The organism is Bacillus pumilus (assembly GCF_003431975.1).
In the GTDB taxonomy this organism is placed as follows: Bacteria; Bacillota; Bacilli; order Bacillales; family Bacillaceae; genus Bacillus; species Bacillus pumilus_N.
Window position 1 is genome coordinate 139,577 of the sequence record NZ_CP027116.1, and the last position, 17,918, is coordinate 157,494.

The window sequence follows — 17,918 nt, forward strand, 5'->3', positions numbered from 1 at the left end:
AACAAGTCATGCCAAAAGTAGCATTATTTAACCAAAACGGTTCTACTAACGGTGAAATCGAATTAAACGCTTCTGTGTTTGGAATTGAGCCAAACGAAAGCGTAGTATTCGATGCTATTCTTATGCAAAGAGCTTCCTTACGTCAAGGAACTCACAAAGTAAAAACTCGTTCTGAAGTACGTGGCGGAGGTCGTAAGCCTTGGAGACAGAAGGGTACAGGTCGTGCTCGTCAAGGTTCTATCCGTTCACCACAATGGCGCGGAGGCGGTATCGTATTCGGTCCAACACCACGCAGCTATTCTTATAAATTACCTAAAAAAGTTCGCCGCTTGGCTATCAAGTCAGTATTGTCTTCTAAAGTAATCGACAACAACATCATCGTTCTTGAAGATCTGACTCTTGATGCAGTGAAAACGAAAGAATTCGCAGGCATCCTTAAAGGATTATCTGTCGAGAAGAAAGCGTTGATCGTCACTGCGGATGCAAACGAAACAGTTGCTTTATCTGCTCGTAACATCCCTGGAGTAACAGTTGTTGAAGCTAACGGTATCAACGTTCTTGACGTTGTCAACCACGACAAACTTCTGATCACTAAAGCAGCGGTTGAAAAAGTAGAGGAGGGACTTGCATAATGAAAGATCCTCGTGATGTTCTAAAGCGCCCTATCATTACTGAACGTTCTGCTGATCTAATGACAGAGAAGAAGTACACGTTCGAAGTTGATGTCAGAGCTAACAAAACAGAAGTGAAAGACGCTGTTGAAGAAATCTTTGGAGTGAAAGTTGAGAAAGTCAACGTTCAAAACTACAAAGGCAAATCTAAACGCGTTGGACGCTACACTGGTATGACTAGCCGTCGCAGAAAAGCGATCGTGAAATTAACTGCTGACAGCAAAGAAATCGAAATTTTTGAAGCGTAAATCTTAAAAAGAAGGAGGGAAATTCAAAATGGCGATTAAAAAGTATAAACCAACCAGTAATGGTCGTCGTGGCATGACTACTTCAGATTTTGCTGAAATCACGACTGACAAACCAGAAAAATCGTTGCTTGCACCGCTTCACAAAAAAGGCGGACGTAACAACCAAGGTAGATTGACTGTTCGTCATCAAGGTGGCGGTCACAAACGTCAATACCGTATCATCGACTTTAAGCGTGATAAAGACGGTATACCTGGACGCGTTGCTACAATCGAGTATGATCCAAACCGTTCAGCGAACATCGCTCTTGTAAACTATGCAGATGGTGAGAAACGTTACATTCTTGCTCCGAAAGGAATCCAAGTTGGTACTGAAGTTACTTCTGGACCAGAAGCTGACATCAAACCAGGTAATGCTCTTCCACTTATCAACATCCCAGTTGGTACAGTTGTGCATAACATTGAATTAAAACCAGGTAAAGGTGGACAATTAGTTCGTTCTGCTGGTACTTCTGCTCAAGTTCTTGGTAAAGAAGGTAAATACGTTCTTGTACGTTTGAACTCAGGAGAAGTTCGCATGATTCTTTCTGCTTGCCGTGCGACTATCGGTCAAGTTGGAAACGAGCAACACGAATTAATTAACATCGGTAAAGCTGGACGTTCTCGCTGGAAAGGCGTACGCCCAACAGTTCGTGGTTCTGTAATGAACCCTAACGATCACCCACACGGCGGTGGTGAAGGACGCGCTCCAATCGGACGTAAATCACCAATGTCTCCATGGGGTAAACCGACTCTTGGATTCAAGACTCGTAAGAAAACCAACAAGTCTGATAAATTCATTGTACGTCGTCGTAAAAACAAGTAACGGGGTTGTCTACGGTTCATTTAGGACCGTAGTTCAATCACGAAGGGAGGTTCCACAATGGCTCGCAGCTTAAAAAAAGGACCATTTGTTGATGATCATTTGATGGCTAAAGTCGAGAAATTGAATGAAACTGACAAAAAGCAAGTCGTAAAAACTTGGTCTCGTCGTTCTACAATTTTCCCACAATTCATCGGTCACACAATCGCTGTCTATGACGGACGCAAACATGTACCTGTTTTCATTTCTGAAGATATGGTAGGTCACAAATTGGGCGAATTCGCACCAAGCCGTACTTACAAAGGTCATGCTAGTGACGATAAAAAAACAAGACGCTAATGAGAGGAGGCTTTTAAATGCAAGCTAAAGCTGTCGCAAGAACAGTCCGTATTGCTCCTCGTAAAGCACGTCTAGTAATGGACCTGATCCGAGGTAAGCAAGTAGGAGAAGCAGTTTCTATCTTAAACCTTACACCTAAGGCTGCTTCACCAATTATTGAAAAAGTATTAAAATCTGCTATCGCAAACGCTGAGCACAACTACGAGTTGGACGCTAACAGCCTAGTGATTACTCAAGCATTTGTTGACGAAGGTCCAACACTTAAGAGATTCCGTCCACGTGCTATGGGTCGTGCGAGCGCAATTAATAAACGTACTAGCCACATTACAATCGTTGTATCAGAAAAGAAGGAGGGATAATCCGTGGGTCAAAAGGTAAATCCAGTAGGTCTTCGTATTGGCGTCATTCGTGATTGGGAATCTAAATGGTTCGCAGGAAAAGATTACGCTGACTTCTTACATGAAGACTTGAAAATCCGTGAATTCATCAGCAAGCGTTTGTCTGACGCGTCTGTTTCTAAAGTAGAAATCGAACGTGCTGCAAACCGCGTAAATATCACAATCCACACGGCTAAACCAGGTATGGTAATTGGTAAAGGCGGATCTGAAGTTGAAGCACTTCGTAAAGCTCTTAACAGCCTAACTGGCAAACGTGTACACATTAACATTCTTGAAATCAAGAGAGCAGATCTTGATGCTCAGCTAGTTGCTGAAAACATCGCTCGTCAACTTGAAAATCGTATTTCATTCCGTCGTGCACAAAAACAAACAATCCAACGCACAATGCGTGCTGGAGCACAAGGAATCAAAACAATGGTTTCTGGTCGTCTTGGCGGTGCAGATATTGCTCGTTCTGAATATTACAGTGAAGGTACTGTTCCGTTGCACACACTTCGTGCTGACATCGACTATGCTACTGCTGAAGCTGATACTACTTATGGTAAGCTTGGCGTAAAAGTATGGATCTATCGTGGAGAAGTCCTTCCAACTAAGAAGAATACTGCGGAAGGAGGAAAATAATATGTTATTGCCAAAACGCGTGAAGTATCGCAGAGAACATCGTGGAAAAATGCGTGGTCGTGCAAAAGGCGGCACTGAAGTACATTTCGGTGAGTACGGTATCCAAGCTCTTGAAGCTTCTTGGATCACGAACCGTCAAATCGAAGCTGCTCGTATTGCTATGACTCGTTACATGAAACGTGGCGGTAAAGTTTGGATTAAAATTTTCCCTTCTAAGCCATACACAGCAAAACCTCTAGAAGTCCGCATGGGTTCCGGTAAAGGTGCTCCAGAAGGATGGGTAGCTGTAGTAAAACCGGGCAAAGTTTTATTTGAAATTTCTGGTGTGTCTGAAGAAGTTGCTCGTGAAGCTCTTCGTCTTGCATCTCACAAATTGCCAATTAAAACGAAGTTCGTAAAACGTGAAGAAATTGGTGGTGAATCAAATGAAAGCTAATGAAATTCGTGACCTTACCACTGCTGAAATTGAACAAAAAGTAAAGTCTCTTAAAGAAGAACTTTTCAATCTTCGTTTCCAATTAGCGACTGGGCAGCTTGAAAACACTGCTCGCATTCGTGAAGTGCGCAAATCAATCGCACGCATGAAAACTGTGATTCGTCAAAGAGAAATCGCTGCTAATAAATAATAATTAGAGGGGAGGCCCCGCAAACATGAGCGAACGTAACCAACGTAAAGTGTATCAAGGTCGTGTTGTTTCTGACAAAATGGATAAAACCATCACTGTTGTGGTTGAAACATACAAAAAGCATTCACTTTATGGCAAACGTGTAAGATACTCTAAAAAGTTCAAAGCACATGATGAAAACAACCAAGCTAAAATCGGAGACATCGTAAAGGTCATGGAAACTCGTCCTTTATCTGCGACTAAACGCTTTCGTCTAGTTGAAGTTGTCGAAGAAGCCGTTATTATCTAATAAAGTTCGGATTTCTTTTTCCGAAAGGAGGTAACATTAATGATTCAACAGGAGACTCGTTTAAAAGTAGCTGACAACTCTGGCGCACGCGAAGTACTAACGATTAAAGTTCTTGGTGGCTCTGGACGTAAGACGGCTAACATCGGTGATGTCATTGTTTGTACGGTTAAACAAGCAACACCAGGAGGCGTTGTCAAAAAAGGTGAAGTTGTGAAAGCAGTTATCGTTCGTACGAAGAGCGGAGCTCGCAGAAACGATGGATCTTACATCAGTTTCGATGAAAATGCATGTGTCATCATCCGTGACGACAAGAGCCCACGTGGAACTCGTATCTTCGGACCAGTAGCACGTGAACTTCGTGAAAACAACTATATGAAAATTGTTTCTCTAGCACCAGAAGTACTTTAATGAATACAATCCGCGACTCAAGGAGGTGCGATTAAATGCATGTTAAAAAGGGCGATAAAGTAGTGGTTATCTCTGGTAAAGATAAAGGTAAACAAGGTGTCATCCTTGCTGCTTTCCCTAAAAAGGAACGTGTTTTAGTAGAAGGTATCAACCTTGTGAAAAAACACTCTAAACCAACCCAAGCTAACCCTCAAGGCGGAATTTCTGAACAAGAAGCGCCGATCCACGTATCAAACGTAATGCCGCTTGATCCTAAAACGGGTGAAGTGACACGTGTTGGATATAAAGTTGAGGATGGAAAGAAAGTCCGTGTAGCGAAAAAATCTGGGCAAGTTCTAGATAAATAGTAAATAAGGAAGGGAGGTCTTTCTCATGAACCGCCTTAAAGAAAAGTTTGTAAAAGAAATTACACCTGCATTAGTTTCTAAGTTTGAATACACTTCAGTAATGCAAGTGCCAAAAATCGAAAAAATCGTGATCAACATGGGTGTTGGTGACGCAGTTCAAAACGCTAAAGCAATCGATACTGCTGTTGAAGAATTAACGTTTATCGCTGGTCAAAAACCTGTCGTTACTCGTGCGAAGAAGTCTATTGCTGGATTCCGTCTACGTGAAGGAATGCCAATCGGTGCGAAAGTAACACTTCGCGGAGAGCGCATGTATGATTTCCTTGATAAACTTATTTCTGTATCTTTACCACGTGTACGTGACTTCCGTGGGATTTCTAAGAAATCTTTCGACGGACGTGGAAACTACACGCTTGGTATTAAAGAACAGTTAATCTTCCCAGAAATTGATTACGATAAAGTAACAAAAGTCCGCGGTATGGATATCGTTATCGTTACTACTGCCAATACGGACGAAGAAGCACGTGAGTTATTAACTCAAGTAGGTATGCCGTTCCAGAAATAATCAATGAAAGGGAGGCGAAATCGTGGCTAAAAAGTCTATGATTGCGAAGCAACAACGCAAACAAAAGTTTAAAGTTCAAGAGTATACGCGCTGCGAACGTTGTGGTCGTCCACATTCAGTTATTCGTAAGTTTAAACTTTGCCGTATTTGTTTCCGCGAACTTGCATATAAAGGACAAATTCCTGGCGTTAAAAAAGCCAGCTGGTAATCCCCATAAATGGGAAGGAGGTTATTAAATAATGGTTATGACAGATCCGATTGCAGATTTGCTGACTCGTATTCGCAATGCGAACATGGTACGTCATGAGAAGCTAGAAGTACCGGCTTCAAAAATCAAAAGAGAAATTGCTGAAATCTTAAAGCGTGAAGGTTTTATCCGTGACGTTGAATACGTCGAAGACAGCAAACAAGGAATTATCCGTATGTTCCTTAAATACGGCCAAAACAACGAGCGTGTTATCACTGGTCTTAAAAGAATCAGTAAGCCTGGTTTACGCGTATATGCGAAATCAAATGAAGTACCACGTGTACTTAACGGACTTGGAATCGCAATTATTTCTACATCACAAGGTGTTTTATCGGACAAAGAAGCCCGTGCTAAACAAGCTGGTGGAGAAGTACTTGCTTACGTATGGTAAAAAAAGTTTAAGATGAATGGAGGTGCTTGGTATGTCTCGTATAGGTAAAAAACTAATCGAGATCCCTTCAGGAGTTACTGTGACAAACAACGATAACACAGTAACAGTAAAGGGACCAAAAGGTGAACTAACTCGTACATTTCACCCTGATATGGAAATTAAAATTGAGGACAGCGTCTTAACTGTTAGCCGTCCGTCTGAACATAAAGAACACCGTGCATTACATGGTACAACACGTAGCTTGATTGCAAACATGGTTGAAGGTGTATCTAAAGGTTTCGAAAGAGGTTTAGAACTTATCGGTGTCGGTTACCGTGCAGCTAAATCTGGAAACAAACTTGTTCTTAACGTTGGATACTCTCACCCAGTTGAAATCGTTCCTGAGGCTGGAGTTGAAGTAGAAGTTCCATCTCAAACGAAAATAGTCATTAAAGGTATCGATAAAGAGCGTGTAGGAGCTCTTGCTTCTAACATCCGCGCTGTCCGTTCTCCAGAGCCTTACAAAGGTAAAGGAATTCGTTACGAAGGTGAATTCGTTCGCCGTAAAGAAGGAAAAACTGGTAAGTAAGATCGCTTAAAGTGAAGAAAGGAGTGACTCGGATGATTACGAAAACTAGCAAAAACGCTACTCGTCTTAAAAGACATGCTCGTGTTCGTGCGAAACTTTCAGGTACTGCTGAAAGACCTCGCCTTAACGTTTTCCGTTCTAACAAGAATATCTACGCTCAAGTAATTGATGATGTTAACGGTGTAACACTTGTAAGTGCTTCTACTCTTGATAAAGACTTAAAGATCGAGAATAGTTCTGACACTGCAGCTGCTACTAAAATTGGCGAACTTGTTGCAAAACGTGCTGTTGAAAAAGGAATCTCTAACGTGGTATTTGACCGCGGAGGATACCTATATCATGGACGTGTAAAAGCTCTAGCTGAAGCTGCTCGTGAGGCTGGACTTAAATTTTAATAAAAGAAGGAGGGACACATCCGAATGAGTCGTATTGACCCAAGCAAATTAGAGTTAGAAGAACGCTTAGTTACGGTTAACCGCGTAGCGAAAGTTGTTAAAGGTGGACGTCGTTTCCGTTTTGCAGCTTTAGTTGTTGTCGGTGACAAAAACGGTCATGTTGGATTCGGTACTGGTAAAGCACAAGAAGTACCAGAAGCGATCCGCAAAGCTGTCGAAGATGCGAAAAAGAATTTAATTGAAGTACCAATGGTTGGAACTACAATTCCACATGAAATCATCGGTCGATTCGGTGCAGGAAACGTTCTATTGAAGCCTGCTTCAGAAGGTACAGGAGTTATCGCTGGAGGCCCAGTGCGTGCGGTACTTGAGCTTGCTGGTCTAGCTGATATCCTTTCTAAATCTCTAGGTTCTAATACACCGATCAACATGATCCGCGCAACACTTCAAGGTTTAAGTGAACTTAAACGTGCTGAAGATGTAGCGAAGCTTCGTGGAAAATCTGTAGAAGACCTGTTAGGATAAGGAGGGAACAATAATGGCAAATAAATTAGAAATTACCCTCAAACGCAGTGTAATCGGTCGTCCTGAAGATCAGCGTGTCACTGTTCGTACTCTTGGTCTAAAGAAAACAAACCAAACAGTCGTACATGAAGACAATGCAGCGATCCGCGGCATGATTAACAAGGTGTCTCATTTAGTTTCTGTTAAAGAACAATAAAACATTTTTAATCGATAAGGAGGTGCCCAAATGAAACTTCATGAATTGAAGCCTTCAGAAGGTTCACGTAAAGTACGCAACCGTGTTGGTCGTGGTATTGGATCAGGTAACGGTAAAACTTCTGGTAAAGGTCATAAAGGTCAAAACGCTCGTTCTGGCGGCGGTGTACGCCCTGGTTTCGAAGGTGGTCAGATGCCTTTATTCCAACGCCTTCCAAAACGTGGTTTTACAAACATCAACCGTAAAGATTACGCGGTAATCAACTTAGACAGATTAAACAGTTTTGACGAAGGAACGGAAGTCACTCCTGAACTTCTTCTAGAGACTGGTGCATTAAGCAAGTTAAAAGCAGGAGTAAAAATTCTTGGCAACGGTAAATTAGAAAAAAAATTAACTGTAAAAGCCAATAAATTCTCTGCTTCTGCGAAAGAAGCGATTGAAGCTGCTGGCGGTACAGCCGAGGTGATCTAACTTGTTTAAGACAATCTCCAATTTTATGCGCGTGAAAGATATACGGAATAAGATTATATTTACACTTTTAATGTTAGTCGTCTTTCGTATAGGTGCTTTCATCCCTGTGCCTAATGTGAACGCCGAAGTTCTCCAGGCACAGGATCAAATGAGTGTTTTCGGAATCCTCAACACGTTTGGGGGAGGGGCACTTTTCCAATTCTCCATTCTTGCAATGGGGATTATGCCGTATATCACTGCTTCGATCATCATTCAGCTCTTGCAGATGGATGTCGTTCCGAAGTTCACTGAGTGGTCAAAGCAAGGAGAGGTTGGCCGCCGAAAATTAGCACAATTCACAAGGTATTTTACAATTGTTCTAGGATTTATCCAGGCGTTAGGAATGTCATATGGATTTAACAATATGGCAGGAGGCATGCTGATTGAAAACCCAGGTGTTTCAACGTATCTCTTAATTGCGGTCGTACTCACTGCGGGAACAGCATTTTTAATGTGGCTGGGCGAGCAGATTACTGCTCACGGTGTTGGTAACGGTATTTCGATTATTATCTTTGCCGGTATCATCGCTGGTATCCCTCAAACATTAAAACAAGTGTACGCTCAGCAATTTGTAGGTGGAGATGGACAGCTGTTCATGCAAATCCTGAAAATTGCCCTTATTGTAATTGCTATTCTTGTCATTGTTATCGGTGTTATTTACATTCAAATGGCAGTGAGAAAGATTGCGATTCAATATTCAAAAGGAACTGGCCGTGCACAAATGTCTGCTAGTCAAGCAACGCACCTTCCATTGAAAGTGAATCCAGCAGGGGTGATTCCAGTCATCTTTGCCGTTTCTTTCATTATTACTCCGCAGACGGTCGCATCGTTCTTCGGAACCAATAATGTGACAACTTGGATAACCAACAACTTTGACTATACTAAGCCAATCGGTATGACGATTTATGTAGCACTGATTGTTGCTTTCACATATTTTTATGCCTTTGTCCAAGTCAATCCTGAACAAATGGCTGAAAATCTGCAAAAGCAGGGTGGCTATATCCCGGGAGTTCGTCCAGGGAAAATGACTCAAGATAGAATTACGAGCATTTTGTACCGACTCACGTTCGTGGGCGCCATTTTCTTAGCCGTGATTTCAATACTTCCTATCTTTTTCATTCAATTCGCTGGATTACCTTCCGCTGCACAAATTGGCGGCACAAGTCTTCTCATTGTTGTAGGTGTTGCACTTGAAACAATGAAACAGCTTGAAAGCCAATTAGTGAAACGAAACTACCGTGGATTTATGAAATAAAACAGAGGGCTGGGCTCCTGCCCAACCTCTCTAAAAGTAAGGAAGGGGAAATCCGAAATGAACTTAGTCTTAATGGGGCTTCCGGGTGCTGGTAAAGGCACTCAGGCAGAACGAATTGTTGATGATTATGGGATCCCTCATATCTCAACAGGAGATATGTTCCGCGCTGCTATGAAAGAGGAGACACAACTTGGGCTCGAAGCAAAATCCTTTATCGATAAAGGGGAGCTTGTTCCTGATGAGGTCACAATCGGTATTGTTAGAGAAAGACTTGGCAAAGATGATTGTGAACAAGGTTTTCTTCTGGACGGATTTCCGCGAACAGTCGCTCAGGCTGAAGCTTTAGAAGATATTCTAAAGGACCTTGGCAGAACGATTGATTATGTCATTAATATTAAAGTCGATAAAGATGCTTTGATGGAGCGTCTGACTGGCCGAAGAATTTGCAAAAATTGCGGAGCAACATATCATTTAGTATTCAATCCACCTGCGAAAGAAAATGTTTGCGACAAGTGTGGAGGCGAGCTTTATCAACGTGCAGATGATAATGCAGAAACCGTTTCGACTAGACTTGAAGTAAACTTAAAGCAGACTGAACCTTTACTGAACTTTTATTCAGACAAAGGATATCTTGCAAACATTGATGGTGCGAAGCACATTAACGATGTATATGCAGATATCAAGGACCTGCTTGGGGGATTAAATAAATGATTATCTGTAAAACTCCACGCGAGCTTGAGATTATGAGAGAAGCTGGACGCATTGTCGCACTGACTCATGAAGAGCTGAAGAAACATATAAAACCAGGTATTTCGACAAAAGAATTGGATCAAATTGCCGAACGTTTTATTACAAAGCAGGGTGCAATCCCATCTTTTAAAGGGTATAATGGTTTTCGCGGGAGCATTTGCGTTTCGGTGAATGAAGAACTCGTTCACGGTATCCCTGGTAAACGGGTTTTACGTGATGGTGACATCATTAGTATCGATATTGGCGCAAAATTAAATGGCTATCATGGTGACTCTGCTTGGACTTATCCAGTTGGGGTAATCAGTGATGAAGACCGCAAACTACTGGAAGTCACAGAGGAATCTCTATATAAAGGCTTACAGGAAGCAAAGCCAGGCGAACGTCTGTCGAACATTTCCCATGCCATACAAACGTATGTAGAAAATGAGAATTTCTCAGTTGTTAGAGAATATGTTGGACATGGGGTCGGACAGGATCTTCATGAGGACCCTCAAATTCCTCATTATGGTCCACCCAACAAAGGCCCACGGCTAAAACCTGGAATGGTGTTGGCCATCGAACCGATGGTGAACGCAGGCAGCCGATATGTGAAAACATTGGCTGATAACTGGACGGTTGTAACGGTTGATGGGAAAAAGTGTGCTCACTTTGAGCATACGATTGCGATTACAGATACAGGTTTTGATATACTGACTAAGATTTAGGTCTTCACTGAAGCCTTTCAGGCCCAAATCGGGCAGGTTGTCTGTATAGTCCAAAGAAAGAACAAGATCAGTATACAGGCGTGTCATCGGCATGTTCGTTGGCTGCCATGTACTAATCGCAGACGGAGAAAAGCGTAAATTTCATTCTCCTAAGAAAAAATATCAATCATATAACCTTTTATGGTTGCGTATCTCCGGAAGTTCAGAACAGTATATTCAAAACAGGTCGGGTGATAGATGGACAATTGAGAATTTCTCAGTTGCACATTTGTCAGAGAGCAAGTTACTGATTTGAAGAAGGGAGAACACTTGAATGGCGAAAGACGATGTAATTGAAGTGGAAGGTACTGTAGCAGAAACTTTGCCAAATGCAATGTTCAAAGTTGAACTAGAGAATGGTCATACAGTTTTGGCTCATGTATCAGGAAAAATCCGTATGCACTTCATTCGCATTTTACCTGGAGACAAAGTTACGGTAGAATTATCTCCATATGACTTAACTCGTGGTAGAATTACGTACCGTTACAAATAAAGCAACTCCGGAAGAAGGAGGTTGGAAACACATGAAAGTGAGACCATCTGTTAAACCTATCTGTGAAAAGTGTAAAGTGATTCGCAGAAAAGGAAAAGTAATGGTGATCTGTGAAAACCCAAAACATAAACAAAAACAAGGCTAATAACAAGGAGGTGCCCAAATCATGGCTCGTATTGCTGGTGTAGATATTCCACGTGATAAACGTGTTGTCATTTCTTTAACATATGTTTTTGGAATTGGTCGTACGACTGCGCAACAAGTCCTTAAAGAAGCAGGTGTTTCTGAAGACACTCGCGTTCGCGATCTAACTGAAGACGAACTTGGTAAAATCCGTGATATCATTGACAAACTTAAAGTAGAAGGTGACCTTCGTCGTGAAGTTTCACTTAACATTAAGCGTCTAATTGAAATCGGAAGCTACCGCGGAATCCGTCATCGTAGAGGACTTCCTGTTCGTGGACAAAACACAAAAAACAACGCGCGTACTCGTAAAGGTCCGCGTCGTACTGTAGCTAACAAGAAAAAATAAGTAAAGGAGGTAGTTAAAGAATGGCTGCTGCTCGTAAATCAAATACGCGTAAACGTCGCGTGAAAAAGAATATTGAAGCTGGAATCGCTCATATCCGTTCCACTTTCAACAACACGATTGTAACGATTACTGATGTTCATGGAAACGCAATTTCTTGGTCAAGTGCTGGTGCATTAGGATTCAGAGGTTCTCGTAAATCTACTCCTTTCGCTGCACAAATGGCTGCTGAAACTGCTGCTAAAGGTTCTATCGAACATGGTCTTAAAACACTTGAAGTAACTGTTAAAGGTCCTGGTTCTGGTCGTGAAGCTGCAATTCGTGCGCTTCAAGCTGCAGGTCTTGAAGTTACTGCAATCAGAGACGTAACTCCAGTTCCTCATAACGGATGCCGTCCACCAAAACGTCGCCGCGTGTAATTTGTTTGTATAGATTTTGTGTCCCTGTCAATAATGGGTTATGATACAGTTATTTATGAGACGAATACACGACTCGTTGCCTGAGCACATACGGGACTAAACAATGAGGAATTTCGGATGGAATCTCATATGATTCTATTCGAGGTTTCGACGTTTTGAAGGAGGGTTTTATTAGATGATCGAAATTGAAAAACCAAAAATCGAAACGGTTGAAATCAGCGACGATGCCAAGTATGGCAAGTTTGTCGTAGAGCCACTTGAGCGTGGATATGGTACCACTTTAGGGAACTCCCTTCGTCGTATCCTTTTATCCTCACTTCCTGGTGCAGCTGTAACATCGATCCAGATAGATGGTGTCTTACACGAATTCTCAACGATCGAAGGCGTGGTTGAAGATGTTACAACGATTATCTTAAACATTAAAAAGCTTGCACTCAAAATCTACTCTGAAGAAGAGAAGACGCTTGAAATTGATGTACAAGATGAAGGTACTGTAACAGCTGCTGATATTACACACGACAGCGATATTGAAATCTTAAATCCAGATCTTCACATCGCAACTCTTGGCAAGAATGCGAGCTTCCGTGTTCGCTTAACTGCACAAAGAGGTCGCGGGTATAATCCTGCTGATGCAAACAAAAGAGACGATCAGCCAATCGGTGTGATTCCGATCGACTCAATCTATACACCTGTATCTCGTGTGACTTATCAAGTGGAGAACACCCGTGTTGGGCAAGTCGCAAACTATGATAAATTAACACTAGATGTATGGACTGATGGAAGCACAGGACCGAAAGAAGCGATCGCTCTAGGTTCTAAGATTTTAACTGAACACCTGAATATTTTCGTTGGGTTAACTGACGAAGCTCAGCATGCTGAAATCATGGTTGAGAAAGAAGAAGACCAAAAAGAAAAAGTGCTTGAAATGACAATTGAAGAGCTTGATCTTTCTGTTCGTTCTTACAACTGTTTGAAGCGTGCGGGTATTAACACTGTTCAAGAGCTTGCTAACAAGACAGAAGAGGATATGATGAAAGTTCGTAACCTTGGACGTAAATCTCTTGAAGAAGTGAAAGCGAAACTAGAAGAACTTGGACTGGGTCTTCGTAAAGACGATTGACTAGTTTCATTGTGAACTAGGATTTTCGTGTGTTTTTTATTCATACAGCATCTCTAATTAAGGAGGGGACATCACATGGCATACAGAAAGCTAGGACGCACTAGTGCACAACGTAAAGCAATGCTTCGTGACCTAACGACTGATTTGATCATCAACGAACGCATTGAAACAACTGAAACACGTGCGAAAGAACTTCGCTCTGTAGTTGAAAAAATGATCACTCTTGGCAAACGCGGAGATCTTCATGCTCGCCGTCAAGCTGCAGCTTACATTCGCAATGAAGTAGCTAACGCTGAAACAAACCAAGATGCACTTCAAAAATTATTCGCTGACGTTGCAACTCGCTACGAAGATCGCCAAGGTGGATACACTCGTATCATGAAGCTTGGACCTCGTCGCGGCGATGGCGCACCAATGGCTGTCATTGAATTAGTTTAATCATATAGCGTGTATCTAAGAAAGGGCGGGACAGTTCATAACTGGATCTATGCCCTTTTTTAGATACTACGGCTTTTTAGCAATAAGCAAAGAAGAGGTTGAGCTGAGAGGAGGTCCGGTAGAGTTGGGGAAGACATTAATTGACGTAAAAGACATTGTATTTCGTTATCATAAGGATGCGGACAAGCCTGCTTTAGATCAAGTGTCATTGCATGTGAATCAAAATGAATGGCTCGCCATTGTTGGTCATAACGGTTCAGGTAAATCCACACTTGCCCGTGTACTGAATGGGCTCATTTTACCGGATGCTGGAACGGTCAAGGTTGGTGAGATTGAGCTCAAAGAAGAGAGTGTCTGGGATATTCGCAAAAAGGTCGGAATGGTCTTTCAAAACCCAGATAACCAATTCGTTGGCTCAACGGTTCGTGATGATGTGGCTTTTGGTTTAGAAAATAACGGGGTTGAGCGGGAATTGATGATAGAGCGTGTAGATTGGGCTGTCAAACAGGTCAATATGCAAGAGTTTCTTGATCAAGAGCCGCACCATCTATCAGGCGGGCAGAAGCAGAGAGTCGCTATTGCTGGCGTGCTTGCCGCAAGCCCTGACATCATGATCTTGGATGAAGCAACATCGATGCTTGATCCGATTGGCCGTGAAGAAGTGTTAGAGACTGTGAGACTACTGAAGGAACAAGGAACGGTCACAGTCATCTCCATCACACATGATTTAGACGAGGCTGCTAAGGCAGACCGAGTCATTGTGATGAATGGTGGGGAAAAATTTGCCGAGGGAACTCCAGAGGAAGTATTTGAACTAGATGAACAGCTGGTTCAGATTGGACTTGATCTGCCATTCTCCTATCGGTTGAGCAAACAATTGAAGCAGCAAGGTGTGCCGCTTGCAAATGCCCATTTGACACAAGAAGGATTGGTGAAAGAGCTATGGACATTACGATCAAAGAATTAGAGCATCGTTATCAAATGAAAACGCCGTTTGAGCGTCTCGCTTTGTATGATGTCAATGCTTCCATCCAAGAGGGTAGCTATGTTGCTGTCATTGGTCATACGGGGTCAGGCAAGTCCACGTTGCTGCAGCACCTTAATGGATTGCTCAAACCAACGAAGGGGAGCATTGCGCTTGGAGAGACCGTCTTACAAGCCACTAAAAAGCAGAAGGATTTAAAGTCCCTCCGAAAAAAAGTGGGCATCGTGTTCCAGTTTCCAGAGCATCAGCTTTTTGAAGAAACGATTCTTAAGGATATCTGTTTTGGTCCGATGAATTTCGGCGTTCCTCAGGAGAAGGCAGAAGCGAAGGCGAAGGAAATGCTAAAGCTGGTTGGTCTTTCTGAATCTTTATTATCTCGATCTCCCTTTGAATTAAGCGGTGGTCAAATGAGACGTGTGGCGATTGCAGGTGTTCTAGCGATGGAACCAGAAGTGCTTGTGCTGGATGAGCCGACTGCAGGGTTAGATCCACGCGGACGGAAGGAAATCATGGACATGTTCTATGAGCTTCATCAGAAAGCAAACCTCACCACGATTTTGGTCACACACAGTATGGAGGACGCCGCTCATTATGCGGATCAAATGATTGTGATGCACAAAGGAACGGTGAAGGCGACAGGTACACCGAGGGAATTGTTTGCTAATTGTACAGACATGTCTTCGTTTGGTCTCGACCTCCCGGAAACGATTAAATTTCAGCAGACTGTAGAAGAAAAGCTGGGCATTACGTTTCCAAGACCGCTTCTGACCATGGATGAAATGGCAGAAGCCTTAACAGCTCTTTATCAGGAGGACACGACATCATGATGGATAGTATGATTATCGGCAAATATGTGCCAGGTTCATCCTTTGTCCATCGTCTTGATCCAAGGACAAAGCTGTTATCAATTTTCTTTTTTGTCTTCATTGTCTTTTTTGCTAATAATTACATCACCTACGGACTTTTAGGTGTCTTTACCATCCTTGTGGTGATGTTTTCTCAGGTGCCGCTCTACTTTATTCTTAAAGGAATGAAGCCGATCCTATGGATTGTCCTATTTACCTTCATTCTGCATATCTTCATGACAAAGGATGGCGCCTTGCTATTTCACTTTGGTTTTCTGAATATTTATGAAGAAGGCTTAAAGCAGGGGATCTTTATCTCACTTCGTTTTGTCTATCTCATCATGATGACGACACTTCTGACGTTAACCACAACGCCTATAGAAGTGACAGACGGTATGGAAAAGCTGCTTCACCCATTCCGTAAAATCAAACTGCCTGTTCATGAGCTTGCTCTCATGATGTCCATCTCTCTTCGGTTTATTCCGACTTTACTAGAAGAAACGGACAAAATCATGAAGGCACAAATGGCGAGAGGTGTTGATTTTACTAGCGGACCTCTAAAGGATCGCATGAAAGCAATTGTTCCTTTGCTTGTTCCGCTTTTCGTCAGTGCGTTTAAGCGTGCGGAGGAACTGGCGACAGCAATGGAAGCGAGAGGCTACCGGGGTGGAGAAGGACGGACGAAATACCGTCAGCTTGTCTGGGGCATGAAAGACACGTTCACGCTGCTCTTATTCATCCTGTTAACAGCACTCCTTGTGCTTCTAAGAAATTAGGTGATTCCTAGATGAAGGTTAAATGTACCGTATCCTACGATGGGACACATTTTAAAGGCTATCAGGTGCAGCCTGGGCAGCGAACTGTTCAGACGGAGATCGAGTCGGCCCTTGCAAGAATGCACAAGCAGGATGAACTGATTCCGATTGTGGCTTCCGGCCGCACGGACAGTGGTGTCCATGCGAAGGGGCAGGTTATCCATTTCGACACCCCGCTCTCGATCCCAATGGAAAGATGGCCTTTTGCCCTCAACAGTCTTCTGCCGGATGATATCCGGGTTCTAAAGGCTGAGGAAGTGGATGAGACGTTTCATGCACGTTTTAGTGTCGTTTCGAAGGAGTACCGTTATAAGGTCTCAACGGAAACGCACCAAAATGTGTTCACGAGACAGTATGCCTGCCACTTTCCTTACCGGCTTGATGCAAGCAAAATGAGAGAAGCTTCTGGGTACCTCGTTGGCACACACGACTTCACAAGCTTTTGTGCGGCCAATACAGAGGTTCAGGACAAGGTGAGGGAGATTTACACCCTTGAATGGGAAAACGTCTCAGACGGGCTTGAAATGCGTGTGAGAGGAAATGGTTTTTTATACAACATGGTGCGAATTATCGCTGGAACGTTACTTGAAATCGGATCTGGTAAATTTCACCCGGAAGAGATAAAAACCATGCTTGCCGCCCGAAATCGCGAAGCGGCAGGCAAGACTGCGCCTAGTCACGGACTGTATTTATGGGAAGTTTTCTATGACAACTAAACCAGGTGTAACATGTTCTTGACACAGGAAGCAGAAAGTTATAAGATATCATATGGTATGTATTTCAACCCCACAAATAAGCCCCGGAAGACTTATCTTGTGTTTTGAAATAGAACGTAGCATTTGATTCAAGGAAAAATCATTGATTTTATTTAGGAGGGAAACTCATGCGTACAACACCAATGGCGAACGCAAGCACAATTGAGCGCAAATGGCTAGTTGTTGATGCGGCAGGCAAGACTTTAGGTCGTCTTTCTACTGAAGTAGCATCACTTTTGCGCGGTAAGCACAAACCAACTTATACACCACACGTTGATACAGGTGATCACGTGATCATCATCAATGCTGAGAAAATCGAACTAACAGGTAAGAAATTGACGGACAAAATTTACTACCGTCACACAATGCATCCAGGTGGTTTGAAACAAAGAACTGCTCTTGAGATGCGTACAAACTACCCTGAAAAAATGTTGGAGCTTGCTATCAAAGGTATGCTTCCAAAGGGTCCACTAGGTCGTCAAATGTTCAAAAAATTAAATGTGTACCGTGGTTCTGAGCATCCACATCAAGCACAACAACCTGAAGTTTACGAACTTCGCGGTTAATT

General features: G+C 42.7%; 33 protein-coding genes and 1 pseudogene. All 34 read left to right on the forward strand.

Annotated features, from left to right (window positions below; genetic code table 11):
- Positions 1–8 precede the first annotated feature (8 nt).
- The 34 genes and pseudogenes from rplD to rplM all read left to right on the forward strand — a co-directional run bounded on the left by rplD (position 9) and on the right by rplM (position 17,916).
- Positions 9–632 (forward strand): 50S ribosomal protein L4, encoded by a 624-nt coding sequence (rplD, locus tag C5695_RS00740; RefSeq protein WP_007496312.1) that lies wholly within the window; start codon positions 9–11, stop codon positions 630–632.
- Positions 632–919, forward strand: a complete 288-nt coding sequence (gene rplW, locus C5695_RS00745; RefSeq protein ID WP_003217016.1) for a 50S ribosomal protein L23 — start codon at positions 632–634, stop codon at positions 917–919. Before rplD ends, rplW begins: the two co-directional genes overlap by 1 nt.
- Positions 920–947: 28 nt before the next feature.
- A complete protein-coding gene (rplB, locus tag C5695_RS00750; RefSeq protein WP_024425599.1) occupies positions 948–1,781 on the forward strand; it encodes a 50S ribosomal protein L2 in 834 nt (277 codons plus the stop codon).
- A gap of 57 nt (positions 1,782–1,838) precedes the next feature.
- On the forward strand, positions 1,839–2,117 hold the full coding sequence (gene rpsS, locus C5695_RS00755; protein ID WP_003216920.1) for a 30S ribosomal protein S19: 279 nt from the start codon (positions 1,839–1,841) through the stop codon (positions 2,115–2,117).
- Between the two features lie 17 nt (positions 2,118–2,134).
- Entirely contained in the window at positions 2,135–2,476 is a 342-nt protein-coding gene (rplV, locus tag C5695_RS00760; protein ID WP_007496316.1) for a 50S ribosomal protein L22, read from the forward strand.
- Positions 2,477–2,479: 3 nt separating this feature from the next.
- On the forward strand, positions 2,480–3,136 hold the full coding sequence (gene rpsC / locus C5695_RS00765) for a 30S ribosomal protein S3 (protein WP_003217241.1): 657 nt from the start codon (positions 2,480–2,482) through the stop codon (positions 3,134–3,136).
- A 1-nt stretch (position 3,137) separates the two neighbouring features.
- Positions 3,138–3,572, forward strand: coding sequence for a 50S ribosomal protein L16 (gene rplP, locus C5695_RS00770; protein ID WP_003156478.1), 435 nt, complete (start codon positions 3,138–3,140; stop codon positions 3,570–3,572).
- Positions 3,562–3,762, forward strand: coding sequence for a 50S ribosomal protein L29 (rpmC, locus tag C5695_RS00775; RefSeq protein ID WP_003217155.1), 201 nt, complete (start codon positions 3,562–3,564; stop codon positions 3,760–3,762). The genes rplP and rpmC overlap by 11 nt, the downstream gene beginning before the upstream one ends.
- Before the next feature lie 25 nt (positions 3,763–3,787).
- Entirely contained in the window at positions 3,788–4,051 is a 264-nt protein-coding gene (rpsQ, locus tag C5695_RS00780; protein ID WP_003216906.1) for a 30S ribosomal protein S17, read from the forward strand.
- 39 nt (positions 4,052–4,090) lie between these two features.
- On the forward strand, positions 4,091–4,459 hold the full coding sequence (gene rplN, locus C5695_RS00785; RefSeq protein ID WP_003216882.1) for a 50S ribosomal protein L14: 369 nt from the start codon (positions 4,091–4,093) through the stop codon (positions 4,457–4,459).
- Positions 4,460–4,494: 35 nt separating this feature from the next.
- A complete protein-coding gene (gene rplX / locus C5695_RS00790; protein WP_008356538.1) occupies positions 4,495–4,806 on the forward strand; it encodes a 50S ribosomal protein L24 in 312 nt (103 codons plus the stop codon).
- A gap of 25 nt (positions 4,807–4,831) precedes the next feature.
- Positions 4,832–5,371, forward strand: coding sequence for a 50S ribosomal protein L5 (gene rplE, locus C5695_RS00795; protein WP_117728273.1), 540 nt, complete (start codon positions 4,832–4,834; stop codon positions 5,369–5,371).
- A 22-nt stretch (positions 5,372–5,393) separates the two neighbouring features.
- The gene (gene rpsN / locus C5695_RS00800; RefSeq protein ID WP_008356542.1) at positions 5,394–5,579 is read left to right on the forward strand and encodes a 30S ribosomal protein S14; all 186 of its coding nucleotides are present in this window, start codon (positions 5,394–5,396) and stop codon (positions 5,577–5,579) included.
- A 31-nt stretch (positions 5,580–5,610) separates the two neighbouring features.
- Positions 5,611–6,009, forward strand: a complete 399-nt coding sequence (rpsH, locus tag C5695_RS00805; protein WP_003217040.1) for a 30S ribosomal protein S8 — start codon at positions 5,611–5,613, stop codon at positions 6,007–6,009.
- 31 nt (positions 6,010–6,040) lie between these two features.
- On the forward strand, positions 6,041–6,577 hold the full coding sequence (gene rplF, locus C5695_RS00810) for a 50S ribosomal protein L6 (protein WP_117728275.1): 537 nt from the start codon (positions 6,041–6,043) through the stop codon (positions 6,575–6,577).
- Between the two features lie 32 nt (positions 6,578–6,609).
- Positions 6,610–6,972, forward strand: coding sequence for a 50S ribosomal protein L18 (gene rplR / locus C5695_RS00815; protein WP_117728277.1), 363 nt, complete (start codon positions 6,610–6,612; stop codon positions 6,970–6,972).
- 24 nt (positions 6,973–6,996) lie between these two features.
- The gene (gene rpsE / locus C5695_RS00820) at positions 6,997–7,497 is read left to right on the forward strand and encodes a 30S ribosomal protein S5 (protein WP_007496332.1); all 501 of its coding nucleotides are present in this window, start codon (positions 6,997–6,999) and stop codon (positions 7,495–7,497) included.
- Positions 7,498–7,510: 13 nt separating this feature from the next.
- Entirely contained in the window at positions 7,511–7,693 is a 183-nt protein-coding gene (rpmD, locus tag C5695_RS00825) for a 50S ribosomal protein L30 (protein WP_003217067.1), read from the forward strand.
- A gap of 30 nt (positions 7,694–7,723) precedes the next feature.
- Positions 7,724–8,164 carry a 50S ribosomal protein L15 gene (rplO, locus tag C5695_RS00830; protein ID WP_034323201.1) on the forward strand — a complete coding sequence of 147 codons (441 nt, stop codon included), beginning with the start codon at positions 7,724–7,726 and terminating at the stop codon, positions 8,162–8,164.
- Between the two features lies 1 nt (position 8,165).
- Complete coding sequence (gene secY / locus C5695_RS00835) at positions 8,166–9,458, forward strand: preprotein translocase subunit SecY (protein WP_061417652.1); 1,293 nt, start codon at positions 8,166–8,168, stop codon at positions 9,456–9,458.
- 57 nt (positions 9,459–9,515) lie between these two features.
- A complete protein-coding gene (locus tag C5695_RS00840; protein ID WP_117728280.1) occupies positions 9,516–10,169 on the forward strand; it encodes an adenylate kinase in 654 nt (217 codons plus the stop codon).
- The gene (gene map / locus C5695_RS00845) at positions 10,166–10,912 is read left to right on the forward strand and encodes a type I methionyl aminopeptidase (RefSeq protein ID WP_003217210.1); all 747 of its coding nucleotides are present in this window, start codon (positions 10,166–10,168) and stop codon (positions 10,910–10,912) included. The genes C5695_RS00840 and map overlap by 4 nt, the downstream gene beginning before the upstream one ends.
- Positions 10,913–10,957: 45 nt before the next feature.
- Positions 10,958–11,248 (forward strand): annotated as a pseudogene (locus C5695_RS00850) (KOW domain-containing RNA-binding protein).
- A complete protein-coding gene (infA, locus tag C5695_RS00855) occupies positions 11,226–11,444 on the forward strand; it encodes a translation initiation factor IF-1 (RefSeq protein WP_003217190.1) in 219 nt (72 codons plus the stop codon). Before C5695_RS00850 ends, infA begins: the two are co-directional and overlap by 23 nt.
- Positions 11,445–11,475: 31 nt before the next feature.
- Positions 11,476–11,589: a 50S ribosomal protein L36 gene (rpmJ, locus tag C5695_RS00860; RefSeq protein ID WP_003156543.1), complete on the forward strand. Its 114-nt coding sequence runs from the start codon at positions 11,476–11,478 to the stop codon at positions 11,587–11,589.
- Positions 11,590–11,610: 21 nt separating this feature from the next.
- On the forward strand, positions 11,611–11,976 hold the full coding sequence (gene rpsM / locus C5695_RS00865) for a 30S ribosomal protein S13 (protein ID WP_003217023.1): 366 nt from the start codon (positions 11,611–11,613) through the stop codon (positions 11,974–11,976).
- Positions 11,977–11,996: 20 nt separating this feature from the next.
- Positions 11,997–12,392 carry a 30S ribosomal protein S11 gene (gene rpsK, locus C5695_RS00870; RefSeq protein WP_008356548.1) on the forward strand — a complete coding sequence of 132 codons (396 nt, stop codon included), beginning with the start codon at positions 11,997–11,999 and terminating at the stop codon, positions 12,390–12,392.
- A gap of 175 nt (positions 12,393–12,567) precedes the next feature.
- Complete coding sequence (locus tag C5695_RS00875) at positions 12,568–13,512, forward strand: DNA-directed RNA polymerase subunit alpha (protein ID WP_117728282.1); 945 nt, start codon at positions 12,568–12,570, stop codon at positions 13,510–13,512.
- Positions 13,513–13,587: 75 nt separating this feature from the next.
- Positions 13,588–13,950 carry a 50S ribosomal protein L17 gene (gene rplQ, locus C5695_RS00880; protein WP_003216944.1) on the forward strand — a complete coding sequence of 121 codons (363 nt, stop codon included), beginning with the start codon at positions 13,588–13,590 and terminating at the stop codon, positions 13,948–13,950.
- Positions 13,951–14,074: 124 nt separating this feature from the next.
- A complete protein-coding gene (locus tag C5695_RS00885; protein WP_117728284.1) occupies positions 14,075–14,917 on the forward strand; it encodes an energy-coupling factor ABC transporter ATP-binding protein in 843 nt (280 codons plus the stop codon).
- Complete coding sequence (locus C5695_RS00890; RefSeq protein WP_117728286.1) at positions 14,893–15,762, forward strand: energy-coupling factor ABC transporter ATP-binding protein; 870 nt, start codon at positions 14,893–14,895, stop codon at positions 15,760–15,762. The genes C5695_RS00885 and C5695_RS00890 overlap by 25 nt, the downstream gene beginning before the upstream one ends.
- Positions 15,759–16,556, forward strand: a complete 798-nt coding sequence (locus C5695_RS00895) for an energy-coupling factor transporter transmembrane component T family protein (protein ID WP_117728288.1) — start codon at positions 15,759–15,761, stop codon at positions 16,554–16,556. The genes C5695_RS00890 and C5695_RS00895 overlap by 4 nt, the downstream gene beginning before the upstream one ends.
- 11 nt (positions 16,557–16,567) lie before the next feature.
- Positions 16,568–17,311: a tRNA pseudouridine(38-40) synthase TruA gene (gene truA / locus C5695_RS00900; protein WP_117728290.1), complete on the forward strand. Its 744-nt coding sequence runs from the start codon at positions 16,568–16,570 to the stop codon at positions 17,309–17,311.
- Between the two features lie 167 nt (positions 17,312–17,478).
- Positions 17,479–17,916 carry a 50S ribosomal protein L13 gene (gene rplM / locus C5695_RS00905; protein WP_003217042.1) on the forward strand — a complete coding sequence of 146 codons (438 nt, stop codon included), beginning with the start codon at positions 17,479–17,481 and terminating at the stop codon, positions 17,914–17,916.
- The last annotated feature ends 2 nt before the right edge of the window (positions 17,917–17,918 follow it).

What these genes read in the sequence shown, in the direction of transcription:
- rplD (WP_007496312.1), top strand. Translation starts at nt 9, where the DNA reads ATGCCAAAAGTAGCATTATTTAACCAAAACGGTTCTACTAACGGTGAA.
- rplW (WP_003217016.1), top strand. Translation starts at nt 632, where the DNA reads ATGAAAGATCCTCGTGATGTTCTAAAGCGCCCTATCATTACTGAACGT.
- rplB (WP_024425599.1), top strand. Translation starts at nt 948, where the DNA reads ATGGCGATTAAAAAGTATAAACCAACCAGTAATGGTCGTCGTGGCATG.
- rpsS (WP_003216920.1), top strand. Translation starts at nt 1,839, where the DNA reads ATGGCTCGCAGCTTAAAAAAAGGACCATTTGTTGATGATCATTTGATG.
- rplV (WP_007496316.1), top strand. Translation starts at nt 2,135, where the DNA reads ATGCAAGCTAAAGCTGTCGCAAGAACAGTCCGTATTGCTCCTCGTAAA.
- rplP (WP_003156478.1), top strand. Translation starts at nt 3,138, where the DNA reads ATGTTATTGCCAAAACGCGTGAAGTATCGCAGAGAACATCGTGGAAAA.
- rpmC (WP_003217155.1), top strand. Translation starts at nt 3,562, where the DNA reads ATGAAAGCTAATGAAATTCGTGACCTTACCACTGCTGAAATTGAACAA.
- rpsQ (WP_003216906.1), top strand. Translation starts at nt 3,788, where the DNA reads ATGAGCGAACGTAACCAACGTAAAGTGTATCAAGGTCGTGTTGTTTCT.
- rplN (WP_003216882.1), top strand. Translation starts at nt 4,091, where the DNA reads ATGATTCAACAGGAGACTCGTTTAAAAGTAGCTGACAACTCTGGCGCA.
- rplX (WP_008356538.1), top strand. Translation starts at nt 4,495, where the DNA reads ATGCATGTTAAAAAGGGCGATAAAGTAGTGGTTATCTCTGGTAAAGAT.
- rplE (WP_117728273.1), top strand. Translation starts at nt 4,832, where the DNA reads ATGAACCGCCTTAAAGAAAAGTTTGTAAAAGAAATTACACCTGCATTA.
- rpsH (WP_003217040.1), top strand. Translation starts at nt 5,611, where the DNA reads ATGGTTATGACAGATCCGATTGCAGATTTGCTGACTCGTATTCGCAAT.
- rplF (WP_117728275.1), top strand. Translation starts at nt 6,041, where the DNA reads ATGTCTCGTATAGGTAAAAAACTAATCGAGATCCCTTCAGGAGTTACT.
- rplR (WP_117728277.1), top strand. Translation starts at nt 6,610, where the DNA reads ATGATTACGAAAACTAGCAAAAACGCTACTCGTCTTAAAAGACATGCT.
- rpsE (WP_007496332.1), top strand. Translation starts at nt 6,997, where the DNA reads ATGAGTCGTATTGACCCAAGCAAATTAGAGTTAGAAGAACGCTTAGTT.
- rpmD (WP_003217067.1), top strand. Translation starts at nt 7,511, where the DNA reads ATGGCAAATAAATTAGAAATTACCCTCAAACGCAGTGTAATCGGTCGT.
- rplO (WP_034323201.1), top strand. Translation starts at nt 7,724, where the DNA reads ATGAAACTTCATGAATTGAAGCCTTCAGAAGGTTCACGTAAAGTACGC.
- C5695_RS00840 (WP_117728280.1), top strand. Translation starts at nt 9,516, where the DNA reads ATGAACTTAGTCTTAATGGGGCTTCCGGGTGCTGGTAAAGGCACTCAG.
- map (WP_003217210.1), top strand. Translation starts at nt 10,166, where the DNA reads ATGATTATCTGTAAAACTCCACGCGAGCTTGAGATTATGAGAGAAGCT.
- infA (WP_003217190.1), top strand. Translation starts at nt 11,226, where the DNA reads ATGGCGAAAGACGATGTAATTGAAGTGGAAGGTACTGTAGCAGAAACT.
- rpmJ (WP_003156543.1), top strand. Translation starts at nt 11,476, where the DNA reads ATGAAAGTGAGACCATCTGTTAAACCTATCTGTGAAAAGTGTAAAGTG.
- rpsM (WP_003217023.1), top strand. Translation starts at nt 11,611, where the DNA reads ATGGCTCGTATTGCTGGTGTAGATATTCCACGTGATAAACGTGTTGTC.
- rpsK (WP_008356548.1), top strand. Translation starts at nt 11,997, where the DNA reads ATGGCTGCTGCTCGTAAATCAAATACGCGTAAACGTCGCGTGAAAAAG.
- C5695_RS00875 (WP_117728282.1), top strand. Translation starts at nt 12,568, where the DNA reads ATGATCGAAATTGAAAAACCAAAAATCGAAACGGTTGAAATCAGCGAC.
- rplQ (WP_003216944.1), top strand. Translation starts at nt 13,588, where the DNA reads ATGGCATACAGAAAGCTAGGACGCACTAGTGCACAACGTAAAGCAATG.
- C5695_RS00890 (WP_117728286.1), top strand. Translation starts at nt 14,893, where the DNA reads ATGGACATTACGATCAAAGAATTAGAGCATCGTTATCAAATGAAAACG.
- C5695_RS00895 (WP_117728288.1), top strand. Translation starts at nt 15,759, where the DNA reads ATGATGGATAGTATGATTATCGGCAAATATGTGCCAGGTTCATCCTTT.
- truA (WP_117728290.1), top strand. Translation starts at nt 16,568, where the DNA reads ATGAAGGTTAAATGTACCGTATCCTACGATGGGACACATTTTAAAGGC.
- rplM (WP_003217042.1), top strand. Translation starts at nt 17,479, where the DNA reads ATGCGTACAACACCAATGGCGAACGCAAGCACAATTGAGCGCAAATGG.